Source organism: Ktedonobacteraceae bacterium, from assembly GCA_035653615.1.
In the GTDB taxonomy this organism is placed as follows: Bacteria; Chloroflexota; Ktedonobacteria; order Ktedonobacterales; family Ktedonobacteraceae; genus DASRBN01.
In genome coordinates this window covers 63,942-79,928 of sequence record DASRBN010000030.1, presented here as the reverse complement: position 1 = coordinate 79,928, position 15,987 = coordinate 63,942, and the positions used below count along the sequence as shown (strand labels likewise).

Annotated in this window: 13 protein-coding genes; 4 read left to right on the top strand and 9 right to left on the bottom strand. The window is 54.1% G+C overall.

Annotated features, from left to right (window positions below; all coding sequences use genetic code 11):
* Positions 1 to 152: 152 nt before the first annotated feature.
* Together VFA09_15360 and VFA09_15355 are read right to left on the bottom strand one after the other, a co-directional pair.
* Positions 153 to 1,376 carry a carbon-nitrogen hydrolase family protein gene (locus VFA09_15360; protein ID HZU68654.1) on the bottom strand — a complete coding sequence of 408 codons (1,224 nt, stop codon included), beginning with the start codon at positions 1,374 to 1,376 and terminating at the stop codon, positions 153 to 155.
* A 388-nt stretch (positions 1,377 to 1,764) separates the two neighbouring features.
* Positions 1,765 to 3,888 carry an APC family permease gene (locus VFA09_15355; GenBank protein HZU68653.1) on the bottom strand — a complete coding sequence of 708 codons (2,124 nt, stop codon included), beginning with the start codon at positions 3,886 to 3,888 and terminating at the stop codon, positions 1,765 to 1,767.
* A 306-nt stretch (positions 3,889 to 4,194) separates the two neighbouring features.
* Here VFA09_15355 and VFA09_15350 point away from each other — a divergent pair, with 306 nt between their 5' ends.
* The 3 genes from VFA09_15350 to VFA09_15340 are packed head-to-tail and all read left to right on the top strand — an operon-like array spanning position 4,195 to position 6,799.
* Positions 4,195 to 5,892: an APC family permease gene (locus VFA09_15350; GenBank protein HZU68652.1), complete on the top strand. Its 1,698-nt coding sequence runs from the start codon at positions 4,195 to 4,197 to the stop codon at positions 5,890 to 5,892.
* Positions 5,889 to 6,119, top strand: coding sequence for a hypothetical protein (locus VFA09_15345; GenBank protein HZU68651.1), 231 nt, complete (start codon positions 5,889 to 5,891; stop codon positions 6,117 to 6,119). Before VFA09_15350 ends, VFA09_15345 begins: the two co-directional genes overlap by 4 nt.
* Before the next feature lie 17 nt (positions 6,120 to 6,136).
* Positions 6,137 to 6,799 (top strand): universal stress protein, encoded by a 663-nt coding sequence (locus VFA09_15340; protein ID HZU68650.1) that lies wholly within the window; start codon positions 6,137 to 6,139, stop codon positions 6,797 to 6,799.
* A gap of 7 nt (positions 6,800 to 6,806) precedes the next feature.
* Here VFA09_15340 and VFA09_15335 read toward each other — a convergent pair whose 3' ends face one another.
* A complete protein-coding gene (locus tag VFA09_15335; GenBank protein HZU68649.1) occupies positions 6,807 to 7,733 on the bottom strand; it encodes a DUF4118 domain-containing protein in 927 nt (308 codons plus the stop codon).
* A gap of 250 nt (positions 7,734 to 7,983) precedes the next feature.
* Between VFA09_15335 and VFA09_15330 the strand changes: the two genes are divergently transcribed.
* Positions 7,984 to 9,078, top strand: coding sequence for a hypothetical protein (locus VFA09_15330; GenBank protein ID HZU68648.1), 1,095 nt, complete (start codon positions 7,984 to 7,986; stop codon positions 9,076 to 9,078).
* 15 nt (positions 9,079 to 9,093) lie between these two features.
* On the opposite strand, the gene VFA09_15325 is transcribed toward VFA09_15330, so the two are convergent.
* The 6 genes from VFA09_15325 to VFA09_15300 form a co-directional block, all read right to left on the bottom strand.
* Positions 9,094 to 10,413: a universal stress protein gene (locus VFA09_15325; protein HZU68647.1), complete on the bottom strand. Its 1,320-nt coding sequence runs from the start codon at positions 10,411 to 10,413 to the stop codon at positions 9,094 to 9,096.
* A gap of 38 nt (positions 10,414 to 10,451) precedes the next feature.
* Entirely contained in the window at positions 10,452 to 11,090 is a 639-nt protein-coding gene (gene kdpC, locus VFA09_15320) for a potassium-transporting ATPase subunit KdpC (GenBank protein ID HZU68646.1), read from the bottom strand.
* Positions 11,091 to 11,115: 25 nt separating this feature from the next.
* The gene (gene kdpB / locus VFA09_15315) at positions 11,116 to 13,314 is read right to left on the bottom strand and encodes a potassium-transporting ATPase subunit KdpB (GenBank protein ID HZU68645.1); all 2,199 of its coding nucleotides are present in this window, start codon (positions 13,312 to 13,314) and stop codon (positions 11,116 to 11,118) included.
* 1 nt (position 13,315) lies between these two features.
* Positions 13,316 to 15,067, bottom strand: a complete 1,752-nt coding sequence (gene kdpA / locus VFA09_15310) for a potassium-transporting ATPase subunit KdpA (GenBank protein ID HZU68644.1) — start codon at positions 15,065 to 15,067, stop codon at positions 13,316 to 13,318.
* Positions 15,068 to 15,102: 35 nt separating this feature from the next.
* Complete coding sequence (locus tag VFA09_15305) at positions 15,103 to 15,198, bottom strand: potassium-transporting ATPase subunit F (protein HZU68643.1); 96 nt, start codon at positions 15,196 to 15,198, stop codon at positions 15,103 to 15,105.
* 96 nt (positions 15,199 to 15,294) lie between these two features.
* Complete coding sequence (locus VFA09_15300) at positions 15,295 to 15,762, bottom strand: response regulator (GenBank protein ID HZU68642.1); 468 nt, start codon at positions 15,760 to 15,762, stop codon at positions 15,295 to 15,297.
* Between the last annotated feature and the right edge of the window lie 225 nt (positions 15,763 to 15,987).

Genomic DNA, 15,987 nt, shown 5'->3' with positions numbered 1-15,987 from the left:
TCCGCTTATTTGCTACCTTTCTTGGGGTGGGCTACATGGAATGCATGGCTGGGATAGGGGACGATAAACCAATCCTGCATGATCCCACTGCACCGAACATGTGGAACCTCTCTTATTCTATCGTCTCAGGCAAGAAAGCGCAAGGGTCAAGCTTACGGCACTGGAACCTCAACATCGGCCCAGATCACCGATTCGCAATACTGATTGGCACGCGAGCCACCCGGCAGGAGTTGTCTTCCCACCTGCTCTAGAGCCGCCCGGCGTTCCTCGAGTGTCAAGCCGGGTTTTGTGCGAATAGGGTCTTCAACAACCCAGGGCGACATGGCGAGGATTGCTCCTGTCATTGGTTTGCCCGTAACGGTATGCACGAATCCCTCGTTTCCGACAAAATTGCACTGCGGGTCGGGTTCATCCTCGCTTTTCATCGTGATGGTGGATTGCCCATCAAACGGAATATCGTAAAAGTTTCCTACCTGCATGGCGCATACATTATAGTACAGGTTGGGATAATCGTCTTGCAGGGAACCAAGCACAGAGTTGAGCCATTCCTGCGGCTGCCACTCCCAGGTTTTGCAAGGCCCTGCCCATATTGTATCATTGGCATCATTCTGGATTACAATCCGCGTTCCCAGGCTATCCAATTTCCGCAGGTACTCAGGTGTAAAGGCATCCAGGCTGATCGCCATACCGACCTTCCCCATCTCGGTATCAAATGCCTGCACGCATTCCAGGTTTCCAGGAGTCAAATCCAGGATTGATTTTTCACTTTCGGTAAGAAACACCTTGTCAGTCGTCCCGATCAGCGTTCCATCCGGCCCCCACAAGAATGCGGTATTGTACACTTCTGGCCCACCCGGCAGGTAGACTTTGCTTTCTGTGCGGCGCCCCAATCTGACAACATCCGTCAGAGAAGTTGAACAATTGACATGTGGAACTATGGTGCTTGCGGATACATAAATGTTATGTTTTGCGGCAAGCCGGCTCAGCGTTGTTGTAAAGGGACGATACATTCTATCTGAGAGCGAGAGCAGCAAGGCGCGTACAAGAGAAATATTTGGGTACATTCGACGATAATGAAATATACGGCGGCCATATGCCAGGGCCAGCATGCTCATTGCCACATTCGAGGTATGCATGCGCCGGGATAAATAGCCACGTTTTCCGGTTAATGCAAGTGGCAATCCCAGGATCTCACCCAGCACGACCAGGTTGGGTCGGTCCTGCGCAAGGTGTTCCATAGCCAGCCCAATAATGCGCTCTAACTCCTCTGAAAAACTATTTTCGCTGACCGCGGCATGCAGATTGATCCGATTGCCTACTGCAATCAGACGGGCCGGCTGCGTATCTTTAAAAGCATGTGTGCCTTGAGCATTCATGGTGACTCCTCAGTCTTGCAGGTACCCTGTATCACCCCACATCATGCCCATTTCAGAGCAAAATAAGTCTACCATAGATGCATCACCGCGTCGAGGGGTTTCTTCTGCTGGATTTCTCACAGGTTGGTCGGGGATTCTTCCCTGCGCTCAGAATGAGGGAGCCTGTCATTCTGAGCGCAGGAGCCGAAGCCCTGAGCGGAGTGAACGGGGAAGAATCTCTCACGCGCTCCAGAGATCACGTGGGCGTCTCCCGTTCTGGGAACTTCTGGAGCATCACCAGGTCTCTCATGGCAAATTGAGCAATGCTGTAGGGACAGGGTCTGGTGCCTGTCCCTACAGCCAGGAATGGGTACAGGCGTTGTCAAGGATGGGCGCCAGGCACCTATCCCTACTTCTTGATTCGGCTTCTCAGATGCTGCGGAACGCTCGTCACGACGATTCCTGGTCTGAAGAGCAGGGCCGCTTTCAGGCGCAGAGCCGTTTGATTGTGCAAAATGCCTTCCCACCAGTGTGAAACGACAAATTCCGGCAGAATCACGGTCAGCGTATCATTGGGGAAGAGTTCATGGACGGTATCAATGTAAGCCAGCAGGGGCCGCGTCAGCGAACGGTACGGCGATTCTATGATAATCAGGTGCGTCTCTTCATCCTCGCTCAGTTGTTTTTGCCACTGTTGCCAGGCATCACGGGTCCGGGTAGCATCATCCTCATTGATTGCGATATGCACAGCAGTGACATGCGGTGTGATTGAGCGTGCGTAGGCAAGACTTTGGATAGCGGCCCGGTCTAATCCGGCAATGGGCACAATCAGACGATGGCGAATGTCCCTTGGGTGGATCGGAATATCGACGACGCGTTCCCGCTCCACCTTCTGGTAGTGACGGTTGATGGCAACAAACATCAGCACCAGCAAGGGAATCAGCAGAACGACGATCCAGGCACCCTCGAGAAATTTTGTTGACGCTATCACCAGGCTCACTACCAGTGTAGTAAATGCGCCCAGTCCGTTGATGGCAAGGCGGCGCTGCCAGCCCTTCTGCGTGCGGCGTAATCTCCACCAGTGACGCACCATTCCGCTCTGTGAGAGCGTGAACGACATAAAGACACCGACGGCATACAAGTTGATGAGTTGTGTCGTATTTCCGTTAAAGACAACCAGTAGCAGACTCGCCAGAACCGCCAGAAAGATGATACCCGTAGAGAAGGCCAGGCGATCACCCCTGAAGGAGAACTGGTGTGGCAGAAATTGATCTCGCGCCAGCAGCGAGGCCAGGCGCGGGAAGTCAGAGTAGCTGGTATTGGCGGCCAGTGTCAAAATCAGCAGGGTGGCAAGTTGGAAGATCGGGAACATGAAGTACAGCGGCCCTGAGAATACCTCAGCGGCTATCTGGGCTATGACGGTAGGATTGCCAGCCGCGTTCGCCTCAACATGAAAGGATGTGGCCAGAAAAGTAATGCCGATGAAGAGGGTACCAAGAATTACAGCCATCCAGGTCAATGTGATCGCTGCATTGCGCGGTTCCGGCCTTTTGAAAGCTGGCACGCCATTAGAAATTGCTTCCACGCCCGTCATCGCCGAACAACCAGAGGCAAACGATCTGAGAATCAGAAAGATGGTAACTGGTTCGATGGCTTTCACATACTGGAAATGCCCAATGACAGGATTGTGCTGGATAAAAAAGGATTTGATCACACCTACGATAATCAACAACAGCGCGCTGCCAATGAAAATGTAGGTAGGGATTGAAAAGATGGAGCCAGATTCGCGCACGCCTCGCAGGTTCACAATAGTGACGAGAATGACCAGCGCGACATCAATGATGACGACGTGTGGCCCCAGCACGGTAAAAAGCGAGGCCAGATTCTGCACACCGGAAGAGATGCTGACGGAGACGGTTAGCACATAATCGATCATCAGCGAAGCGGCAGCAACAAGGCCCGGCAGCGTGCCAAGGTTATCTTTCGCTACGATATATGAGCCGCCGCCATTGGGATAGGCGGGAATGGTCTGGCGATAGGAGGTGGCGACGATAGCCAGCAACAGGACTATCGCAAAGCTAATCGGCAGAGTCAGTCCCAGATAGCCTGACCCGGCTGCCACCAGGGTGATGAGAATGGCTTCGGTCGCGTATGCCACCGAAGATATGGCATCGGACGAAAGAACGGCCAGGGCTTTGAATTTTGTCAGGCGCTCATGTTCCCCCTGGGCGTTGGTCAGTGCAGGCCCGATCAGCAGGCGACGGATCCTATATATGCCACGCGATAAACCAGCCTGTGGGGTTTGGGTTAACTCGGTCGCTTCGAGCATACCTGTGCTTAAGCGTCGAAACGCGCGCTGATTTGGACGCACGATGCGCACACGCTCATTACCTGGCAAACTGCCTCTTAAGACCTCCTTACGAGACAAAAGCGTCGGGTCATCCTCCTCAACCAGGATCACGTTTTGATCGGTGAGGCTGCTAGCCTCATCGTCCTTCTGGATTGGCTTATCCTGGCTGTTTTCAGCGTCCATTGATAGCACCCTCTGTTCTTTAACGCCTGTCAAGCAAGCGAGATATAGGCTAAAGTAGCTGATTCCAGTATAGTCAGTTATCAGTTTCCCTATCAAGTAAATTTGCCGGAGAAAATCCCTTTCTTGAGCATTTTTGAGAGTTTTAACGAACTTCTTGAGCATTTTTTGAGCCTGAAACACAAGAAGTGTTATACCATTACCATCAAATAAGACTGAATGCTGTACTGCCAGCAGCATTGTCTGTCCCAGCCGGCAAGAGCGGGCGACCACAAGGGTCACCCCTATGATCATTCTGGAGGAATATCTATGGCAAGCAAAACGGCGCCGGACGCGGCTGTTGCATCCGGCGCAGTTGCCGAAACAGAACAAGAAAGTCATAGTTTGAGACGCGCTGTTGGCGTCTGGGGCTCATATACCTGGGGATACGCGGATGTAGGAGCCGATGTGTACGTGGCACTCGGCATTGTGATGGCGGCGGCTCAAGGAGCTACAAACGTCGCCTTTCTTTTTGCGGGCCTGGTTTACGTGATGGTTGGCCTGGCCTATACAGAGCTGGCGGCAGCCTATCCCATGGCCGGAGGGGGTCAATTCTACGTTCTGCGCGGGTTAGGCGACTTCTGGGGATTTGTAGCCGGTTGGGCAGTGCTGCTCGATTTTACCATCGATATCTCGCTCTTTGCCCTGGCATCCGCCGGCTATATCAATTTCTTCATCCCGGCACTTGATACCCATATAAATATGAGCCTGCTTGGCATTACCTTTCCGGGAGTACAACCCTTTTTGATTCTAGAAGCTACGATCTTTGTGGTCTTTCTGACGTGCCTGAATATTATCGGCGTGCGCGAATCTTCAAAATTTAACGAGATTCTGGGCGCGCTCGATGTGATCAGCGAATCATCGATCCTGTTCTTCGGCTTCCTTTTCGCGTTCAATCCGTCGATGCTCGTTCACCAGATGCTCACGCAATGGCCTGATCCATTTCACCTGGCATATGGAGCCTCGCTGGCGATCATCTCGTTCGTAGGGCTTGAGTCGATCAGCCAGGCAAGCCAGGAGACCATTCGCCCCGGTAAGGTGGTGCCACGCACATCAATCGCATTGATTCTGACCGTATTGATCTACGCGCTGGCTTTTTCAAATTTGAGCCTGGCGATGCTGCCGTGGCAATCCTTTGCTCAACACAATGGCGACCCTATTGCGTGGCTGGCCAGCCATATACCCGTGCTGGGCCTGGTCGCCGGGCCGTATGTAGCGATGCTAGGAGCAACACTGGTGCTGATTTCATCCAATGCAGGGGTATTCGGCGCTTCCCGCATCACTTATTCGATGGCGCGATTCGACTTGCTGCCACGCTGGTTTTCAAAGGTACACCCGAAGTTTCGCACGCCGATTCGCACACTGGTGGTCTTTTCCGGCATTGCGCTGATAGAACTGTGGCTGGCGGGTTTATCACCCAACGCTTACGATGTGCTTGGCAACATGTATGCATTTGGAGCTGCGACCGCTTACATGCTGGTGTTCGTCTCGTTGCTGGTGCTACGTTTTATCGACCCGTGGACACCACGACCATTTAAAGTGCCTTTGAATCTGCGTTTCCGGGGCAAAGATGGTGAAACTCGCCTCTTGCCTATCGTCGGCGTCCTGGGCTTCCTGGGCATCAGCAGCATTCTGGCGCTGGTTGTTCTGACACATGCGATTGGGCGCATCGCGGGCCCGGCCTGGATTATTATGGGCTTGCTGATCTACATCTGGCACCGGCGGCGCAATAAACTGCCGGTGACAAAGTCGCTGGAACGGAACTGGGAAAAGGAGCAGATGCATGTGTATGAAGACGCGGGCGAATATGAGCTTGCCGATGAGCTGAAAGAGAATTTAGCACGCAAACGCCGCCTGCACGGAGAGCGGGAGATCGAGAGCAAGTTGCCGATTGGAACGCAGGTGCTGGATGTTCCACTGCCTTCGAATGGGAATCACAACAGGAAGCACAAAGGAGGAAAAGCATGAAGCAGCAATCACAGCCATCATCTTTGCGCGAACGCTACCGGGTACTGGTGAGCGTGCTGATTATTCCGCTGGGCCTGATCATCATGATGCGAGCGGCGATGTTCGGCCTGCAGGCGTGGACATTGATTGTGCTTGGCATGGCTTTTGTGGCGTTGGGTGTGGTGAGGTTACGTGCTTATGCGCAGAATAAACAAAATCAAGGCATATCGTCGCGGAAAAGAAAGTGAGCCTGGATATGCTGGTAATGAACAACATGGCAGCCGCTACTAATGCGCTACAGATCACTTTCATCGGTGTACTGATCGCTATAGCGTTTATGGCCTCTATTGTAGGAGTCCTTGGTTGGATGTTACGACTGCCGAAGGAGACGGAACGCACCAGGACTGCACACCAGGCAATCCGTTCGGTGAACAGGATGACGCGCATACTTGTGCCGATTTTAGCGAAGAGTGAGGCCACAGATCGCATCGTTGCATTAGCGGCCCAAATGATACGGCAGAGAAATGGCAGCGCGGTCCTGCTGGCGGTGATCGAAGTGCCCTTTACATTACCGATAAACGCGCATGTGGAAGAAGATGAAAAGTACGCCCTTGAATTGCTGGAACGCGCCGAGGCTGTAGCGCACCAATGCGGAACTAAAAATGGCCATAGAATAAGCCGCCGCATTCTGAAGGCGCGCAATGCGGGGGCAGCGATTGTGCGGGAGGCAGAGGAGGAAGCGGTGGATATAATCCTCATCGCGAGGACATCTATCCGAGGGCGAGGAAACGTGCAGCAGGTGAACCCGGCGATTGATTATGTGTTGAAGAATGCGCCATGCGAAGTGCTGGTGCTAAGCCCTGGACATCATTCTTCAGTCAATAGTGGAGAAACGAGAGAGCCGGAGAGGGTTATCGCAACCGTTTAGTGGCACGTCAACCTTCGTTGTTTGAGATGGCGTGTGTGCGCAGGCGTGCCTCTTCAATTACCAGGATGGCTTGATCAAGAAACATTCTTAAAAAGGTAGCACGTTCAAAATTCGGCCCTTCCTGGGGATGTTGCGCGCTCGTAATCCACGGCGCTTCATGGTCAGCACGCAAACAAAGCACACCGAGTACGCGATTAGCGGTCTTAAGGGGAAGCAAATACAAGATCAGATTCTGGCCCGAAGAAGTGGACTGAGAAGCCAATGAGGCCTGGTTCTTTTCCCTCATAGTTCCCTGGACCAGCACTTCTTGCGCTACCATTAACTCATCAGGCGACAGGGTAAATTGCTCGATGCGAATGGGAGCATCTGCTTGAACGTGTAGTCTGCCGTCCGCGTCAGGGAGCAGTAATGCGCACTCGCGCACACCCCATGGGTGAAATACCCGTTCGAGAGCCAGGACAATGCTATTGAGTTGTTCATCAAGTCTGTCCGTTATATTGAGGACACGTCCAACTTCATAAAGGATCTGTGCCTCACGCTCGTGTAACCAGGCCTGTTCGATACTTTCCCGTGATACTGTTGCTAGCTGGCTGGCAATCAGGGCCGTTACCAAAAAGACAAACAGGGCAATCCATTCCTCCCAACGGGATATGTTAAAGGTATACAATGGCGGCACGAGAAAAAAATCGAACGAGAGAAAGGCAACCGCAGAAGCCAGTAGCGCTGAATAACGACCACGCTTAGTCGCCAGGGGCAGAATAATCAGTAAGTAGACAATCGATATGTTGGGAATGGTTGGATATAAATGGTAAGCGTAAATAATGCCTGTAACGGCTAACGTTCCTCCCACAGCCAGCAGGCTATCGATGAGATATTTTTGCCAGGGTGTTTCTGTTTGCCCTGGTAGTTGCGGAATGCGTTCTATTTCATGCATAAGAATATCTACCTCGAATCTGTAATCCCCGGAATGACAGGCGCCAGACTCTGCCACTACAGGACTGTTCTGAGCCCCCGAGCAGGACAGGCACAAGGCGCTGTCCCTATAGCTAATCCTTGCTATGGTTGCTATCGTTTCCTTTTATACTGTAGCAGTGATATTCTCAAAGAATACTCATGAAACATAGAAAGACGCTCAAAAGATGCTTAGGAAAGCTGCTTTTTTGTTTTGAAAACGCCATTATGATATACTGCGAGGACAGGTACAAGGCTCTATCCCTCCGGTACTTTTCTTACGTGGAGGAATTGCGATAATCACACAACTACCGGTTGCGCTGCTCCTCTTTTTCGCCTCATTGTTCATTGTGATGGGGGCTGCGGCCTGGTTTACACGCCGGCTTGAGGCGCTGTGCGAGCTTTTTGGCCTCTCGATAGGCATACTGAGCCTGCTCAGCGCAATTGGAGCCAATATCCCTAATTACGCAGCTTCTATAGATGCCATCGTCACAAGTCATGCCGACGTTGGCATAGGTATCATTGTGGGTTCGAGTATTTACAACATTGCTATTATCCTTGGTCTCTGCGCGCTGGCCTCGTATGAAACTTCCGGTATAACGCTCAATGCTCAAGAAGCACAGGATGCGCGTGGCATCGGCTGGTATGCATTGGCCATCACGCTTGGAATCCAGGCAGTAATTGCTTTACTTCCAACGACACCGTCAATCGTTAAAAGCTGGGAGACAGGTCCGGCACACATTCTCACGCTGCTTGCAAACCTGATCGTATTGGGGATATTCGCCTGGCTCATTGTGCATATTCTCAGGCGTTCTCATCCGGGACCGGCATCACCGCTGGCTACTCATAGCCAGGCTCATCTGAGCAGATCACCATCCATTCACATCTTCAGGTTAAGCGCTGAGGTTGTGCTCGCACTTGGCATAGCCCTGCTGGGCGTCGTAGTGATGGTACAGAGTGGGGAGGTTGTTTCTGCTGATCTACATCTGCCTTCGGTATTTACCGGTTTAGTGATACTTGCTGTGGCTACATCATTGCCCAATACTGTCGTGGCAGTGAGCCTGGCACGCACAAATGAAGCCGCCGCATCGGTAGAAGAAATTTTTAGCAGCAACAGCATCAATCTGGCGCTTGGCATAGCGTTGCCTTTGTTGTTCTGGCAAGGACTGCTCTCTGACCGCTCGATTCTATTCCTGGATATGCCACTCACGATCCTGCTCACACTGGGTATGCTTTTTGGAGTATTGAAACGGCATTTTGGGCGTGTACCTGGCCTGGTACTGCTCTGTATCTACGTGGTATGGGTTATTGCGCATCTGTGGATATAGGAAATTTATGCCTACCTATTCTTCCCTTTCCTGGGGTACAAGATGAATATCAATTTCCGAACTCAGGCGCAACACACGATTGATAATGGAGCCTCTCAGCAGCTCTTCCCAGCGGCTGCGTGCGGGCTGGCCAAGCACTAACTGGGTCACATGGTTTTCACGGGCCACCTCGACGAGCTTCCTGGCAATATCGTTGCTACTGGTGCGGATGACTTCGGCACCGAGATCTTCTGCGAGCAAAGCATGTTGTTCCAGGCGCTGCAGAGCCTCTTCCCTGTGCTTCTTAGCCTTACTACCATACTTGAGTAATCCAATAAGTTTGCTTGTGAAAGCCATATAGCCCTCCGGCTGCACTGTGACGGCAATGAGATCGGCATGCAGGCCATGGGCGAGCCGCCAGGCATCACGGATGATCTGGCGGCTCTGTGGCCGAGTGTCGAAACCCACCAGCACCCGTTCGCTCGCGGGCCATAGCTTCTCGATCTTATGCTCGGTCATGTATTCCTGCAGCTGGGATTCTGTCTTTTCAGCAGTGCGGATCAATGCCAGTTCGCGCAGCGCCGTCAAATTCCCCTCACGGAAGAAATTGTTAAGAGCTGCATCAATGCGCTCTGGAGGATAGATATTTCCGTGCTTCATGCGCTGGCGAAGAGCATATGGCGAGATATCGACCAGTTCCACCTCGTCAGCCCCGTCCAGCACCCAGTCGGGTAAGGTCTCACGCACACGCACCCCGGTAATACTGGCCACCGTATCGTTGAGGCTCTCAAGATGCTGCACGTTGAGCGTCGTTACTACATCAATGCCTGCATCCAGAATCTCCAATACATCCTGGTAACGTTTGGCATGTTTGGAACCCGGGACGTTCGTATGAGCAAGTTCATCGATGAGCGCGACTTTCGGATGCCGGGCAATAATTGCCTCGGTGTCCATTTCTTCGAGCGTCACCCCGCGGTACGTCACTTTCTTACGCGGCATAATCTCCAGGTCCCCAATCTGTGATTCGGTTTGTGAGCGCTTGTGCGTCTCAACATAGCCGATCACCACATCGGTGCCTCGTCCCTCGCGGCGGTGCCCCTCATTGAGCATAGCATAGGTCTTCCCTGCTCCAGCTGCCGCCGCCAGGTAGACGCGCAGCCGACCGCGCCGGTGTGGGTAGGTTACCCGGCTGGGAGTAAGGACATTCTGATTCTGCCCACTCTCCGACGGCATGCCAGGAGAAGGTGCGGCCAGGTCGCTATCTCGCAAGCCATAGCGCCTGAGCAGTTCCTCCGGGTCGGGCCGCCCTTCCTCTCGCCTATGTTGTTCTTCGTCAGGTAGTCGCTCAGCCATCATGACCCTATCTTATCATGCTGCGTTCCAGTCCAGCAGCATTAACACTGGTGTACATTCGCGCTCGGCCCATCCAGAGCCAGGTTCAACGTGAGAACATTGACATATGGCTCGCCGAAGACGCCCAGGAAGCGTCCCGTCTCGTTGGATGTGATCAGATTCATGACCGCTTGCTGGCTCATCCCGCGTGCGGCCGCCACAACCGGCACCTGGTACATCGCCGCAGCAATCGAAATGTCCGGGTCTAGCCCCGAACCGGACGCGGTGACTAGATCAACCGGCACTGAGCCAGCAGGAACCGGCAGATGCTCCTGCTTGAATTCCGCCTGTAATGCCGCGATGCGTTGCTGCACATCCTGCTTAAGCGCCGCGTTCGTCGGACCAAGGTTCGAAGCCGATGAATTATCGGCTGCGTAAGGCTCAGGCTTCTCTGTCACCGGGTTGACAGTCGCCGAAGGCCGTCCATGAAAGTACTTCAGCTGCGTCCAGTACTGCCCGATTAATTCGGAGCCGACTACCTGGCCCTGCGCATTGCAGAGTAAGCTTCCGTTCGCCTGGTGGTTAAAGAGTACCTGCGCCAGCACTGTTACCACTCCTGGATAGAGGAACCCGGTCACGATGGTCAGAATTATCGCCAGCGCCACCGCCGGGCGCAGGTACTTGATCAAAAACGTCTTCATTTTATCTATCCTTTGTATCCTTTGCTTATAGAGTCAGGTGTAGCACCTGCAAGATCAGGTCGATGGCCTTAATGCCAATGAACGGGACAATGATGCCGCCAATGCCATAGATCAGCAGATTGCGCCGTAGCAGTGGTCCTGCTCCAATGGCCCGGTATTTCACGCCCCGTAGGGCCAGGGGAATCAGGGCTACGATAATCAAAGCGTTGAAAATCACAGCTGAGAGTACCGCGCTGTGCGGTGTTGCCAGGTGCATGATATTCAAGGCCTGCAACTGCGGGTACGTGATCGAGAAAGCCGCCGGAATGATGGCGAAGTACTTCGCCACGTCATTGGCAATGCTGAACGTGGTCAGCGCACCTCGAGTAATCAGCAGTTGCTTGCCCACCTCGACCACCTCGATCAGCTTGGTCGGGTTGGAATCGAGATCCACCATATTGGCGGCTTCTTTGGCCGCCTGCGTGCCGGTATTCATGGCAACACCTACATCCGCCTGCGCCAGGGCCGGTGCATCGTTGGTACCGTCGCCGGTCATGGCCACCATACGCCCGCCGCTCTGCTGCTCTTTAATCAGCTTCATTTTGGTCTCAGGTGTCGCCTGTGCCAGGAAATCGTCGACGCCCGATTCTTTAGCGATGGCCGCGGCGGTCAGCGGGTTATCTCCGGTGATCATAATGGTGCGGATGCCCATCTTGCGCAGTTCATCGAAGCGCGCCCGCATCCCACCCTTGACGATGTCTTTCAGTTCGATCACTCCCAGCACCCGCGCGCGCTCCTTTGTACCGTTGGAGCCAGGCTCCGTCTCAGCTACAACGAGTGGCGTACTGCCGGCGCTGGCGATGCCATTGACAATCACTTTCAATTCGTCACTGCTATTGCCCCCATGTTCGGCCACATAAGCAGCAACCGAATCGGAGGCACCTTTGCGAATAGAATGCACAGGTACAGCACCATTGCCTGCATGAGCACCATCCAGGTCGACACCACTCATCCGTGTAGTGGCTGAGAACGGAATGAAGGTAGCAGAGGAATCGATCTCGTCGGTAAACCCGTATTTTTCCTTCGCCAGCGTGACAATCGAGCGACCTTCGGGCGTCTCATCCGAGAGACTGGACAACATCGCGGCACGGGCCAGGTCGCGTTCGTCTACTCCATGCAGCGGAATGAAACGCGTGGCCTGGCGGTTGCCGATAGTGATGGTGCCAGTCTTATCCAGGAGCAGCACATCGACATCGCCTGCCGCCTCCACCGCGCGCCCGCTCATCGCCAGCACATTGCGCTGCACCAGCCGGTCCATGCCTGCAATGCCGATGGCCGATAACAGTCCACCAATGGTAGTAGGGATCAAACAGATGAGCAGCGCGATCAGCGTGGTAACTGAGACGGCCTGCCCTGAGTAGATGGCGAATGGCTCAAGGGAGACGACCACCAGCACGAAGATGATGGTCAGGGCGGAGATCAGGATATTCAAAGCGATCTCGTTGGGTGTACGCTGTCGCTTCGCGCCCTCCACGAGCGCGATCATCCGATCCAGGAACGTTTCGCCAGGGTTCGCCGAAATTTTGACCACGATCCAGTCGGAAAGGACGCGCGTACCACCTGTGACCGCGGAGCGGTCGCCGCCGCTCTCACGAATGACCGGGGCCGATTCGCCGGTGATAGCCGACTCATCGACAGAGGCCACACCTTCTACCACATCCCCATCGCCAGGGATGACATCGCCGGCCTCGACGAGCACCAGATCACCCTTGCGCAGTTCGGGGGCCGTGACTTCCTGCACGGGTCCGAAGCGGTCGGGACCGGCGAGGCGTTTGGCCATCGTCGTGGTGCGTGCCCGGCGCAGCGTCTCAGCCTGCGCCTTGCCGCGTCCCTCAGCCATTGCCTCGGCGAAGTTGGCGAAGACGACGGTGAACCAGAGCCAGATGGCCACCGCCAGCACGAAGAGTCGCTCGGCCACGAGTTGGCTGCCGGTAAAGCCAGCGCTGGGCCGGGTAAAGAGCAGGCGCACGAATTCGATAGTGGTGATAACGCTACCGACCTCTACCACGAACATAACCGGGTTCTTGACCTGCACGCGCGGGTCGAGCTTCTGGAACGATGCCGGGATGGCGGTACGGATGATCTTGGGGTCCCAGATCGAGATATCCCCTTTGCGTCGCGTCTTCCATTGTTTGACTTCTAAGCTATCGGACTCTATCTGAGGCTGTGTTTGATTGGTCTGCATCTTAGAACGTCCTCCCCTGCAGCATCAGCAAATGTTCAACAATTGGCCCCAACGCATAGGCCGGGAAGAAGGTCAGCGCGCCCACGATCAGGATCACACCGATCAACAATCCAACAAACAGCGGTCCTGTGGTCGGAAAAGTACCCAGGTTCGCCGGCACGACCCTCTTCTTGACGAGCACTCCCCCTAAAGCCAGCAAGGGAATGACCTCGGCGAAACGTCCGATCAGCATGGCGAAGCCCAGCGTCCAGTTATAGAAAGGATTATTGCCGTTCAACCCGGCGAAAGCCGAGCCGTTGTTGGCATTGGTCGAGGTGAAGGCGTACAGGATGTCGGTCAGGCCATGCGGCCCCAGATTATTGGCTCCCGTCGTAAGCCCGGCCATACCCGCCGGAAGTACGATGGCAACGGCGGAGAATCCCAGGATCACCAGGGGTGAGACAAGCAGCGCCAGCACCGCCATCATGATTTCCTTGCGCTCGATCTTCTTGCCCAGGTATTCTGGTGTTCTACCCACCATCAGACCCGCAATGAAGACCGCGATGATGGCAAACATGATCATGCAGTATAGTCCTGCGCCAACCCCTCCAAAGATGATCTCACCAAGTGCCATGTTGGCAATGAGCACCAGCCCACCCAGCGGCGTGTAGCTGTCGTGGAAGCTCATGACGGTTCCGGTCGAAGTGGCGGTCGTAGTCACCTCTTGCAACGAAGAGATAGTGATGCCGAAGCGCACCTCCTTGCCCTCCATATTGCCGCCCATCTGTGTCGTGCTGACCTGCTGGTTCGCTCCCAGGCTGGTCAGGATAGGATTGCCGGCCTGCTCGGCAGGGATGACAATCGACAGACCGACGACAAACAGAATGGCCGAGGCAATCCACAACACCCAGCCCTGGCGCGTATCGCCAACCCACTTGCCAAACATATAGAACAGGCCCGCGCCGATAGAGATCTCTTCAAGGATGATGATCAGGGCAGTGAAGGCATTGGGATTCTCGAAAGGGTGCGCCGAGTTGACGTTGAAGAAGCCGCCGCCGTTCGTTCCCAGATCCTTGATTGCCTCCATAGCAGCTACCGGCCCCTGGGCGACTGTCTGCATTCCCCCATTGAGGGTATGTACGACAGTATAGGCATTGAAGTTCTGGATCATGCCTTGCGAGACGAAGATCAGCGCGACCACCACGCAGATAGGCAGCAGGACGTAGAGTGTAGCGCGTGTCAGGTCTACCCAGAAGTTGCCCAGGTGCTGGGTGCTGCGGCGCGCTAACCCGCGCACCAGCGCCACGGCCATCGCAATGCCGGCACCTGCTGAAACGAACTGGTGAAAGGACAGACCGGCCATCTGCGTCAGGTAGGTCATGGTCTGCTCGCCAGTATAGTTCTGCCAGTTGGTGTTGGTGGTGAAGCTGGCAGCTGTGTTGAAGGCCAGCTGCGGCTCGACGTTGGGCAAGCCCTGCGGATTGAAGAACGGCCCCTGCCACTGCTGGGTGCGCTCGAAAGCATATAGGAGCAACATGCCTACCACGCTGAAGATCAGGATGGAGATCATGTAGCCTGTCCACTTCTGCTCCTCCTCCGGGTTGACTCCACTGAGCCGGTAGAAAAAACGCTCCATGGGGACAAAGACTGGCGAGAGCCAGGTGCGCTCCCCATTGAAAACCTTGTACATATACAGGCCAAGCGGTTTGGTCAGCAGCAGCACGATCACCAGGAAGATGGCTACCTGCAGGACACTATTGAGTGTTACAGGCATAATTCTTTACCTCACTTATGTTGAAAAAGACACTATTAAAATTTTTCGGGCATTAGTAGCGCGATAATCAGATAGATGAGTACACCCAGTGTGACGATGCCAACCAGGATATACTCCAGCGGGGTGTTCATGACTTTCCCTCTTTCTTTTGCTACAGGCGCTCACAGCCCTCGGTGAAACCGATGAACGCGACAAACGTGATAATGGTGACCAGGATGATAATCACATCAAGCATGTAATTCCTCCTCGTTTGTTTGAGGGTTCTCAGAACCCTCTGCATCTGCTTCCTCATTATGTGAGGAAGCTTTCCCGTGCTGTGCAGCCCCGGCAGCCAGGCGCAGCAGCGCATCCATAGGAAACGGTTTCGGCAGGTAGGCCAATGGGCGGAATTCAGCCAGCCGGTGAGGACTTACTCGTACTGCCGAGAGCACTACTACCGGCAGCTTATTCCCATCTTCCTCAATTGGATGAATGTATCCTTTCTGGCGTGCCACACGTAATACATCCCAGCCCGTCTGGTCTGGCAGGTTGATATCGAGCACGATGAGGTCAAATTCCTTTGTGCGCAAGTATTCAACCGCGCTTTGCACATCCAGCGCCATGGTCACTGTATGATCGCGTGCATGCAAATTTCGTCCAATAACGTCACAGAGAACATCGTCATCTTCTACCAGGAGAATCTGTGCTCCAGGCATAATACATGGCTCCTTTTCAGGACATTTCCTCACTCAAAGGCTCATCCTGCGAAGTCTGTTGCCACTTCCGAACTGAGGAGCCAGGCTCTCTCTGGCCCTGGTATAAGAAGGATGTGACACGAAAGCGTGATGAGCCTCGTCATGGGCAGTGCCTCTAAACACTAATCCACTGACTGATCTTACCTTTACAGCAATTATCGCGCTTTTCGTATCAAGATGAACTAA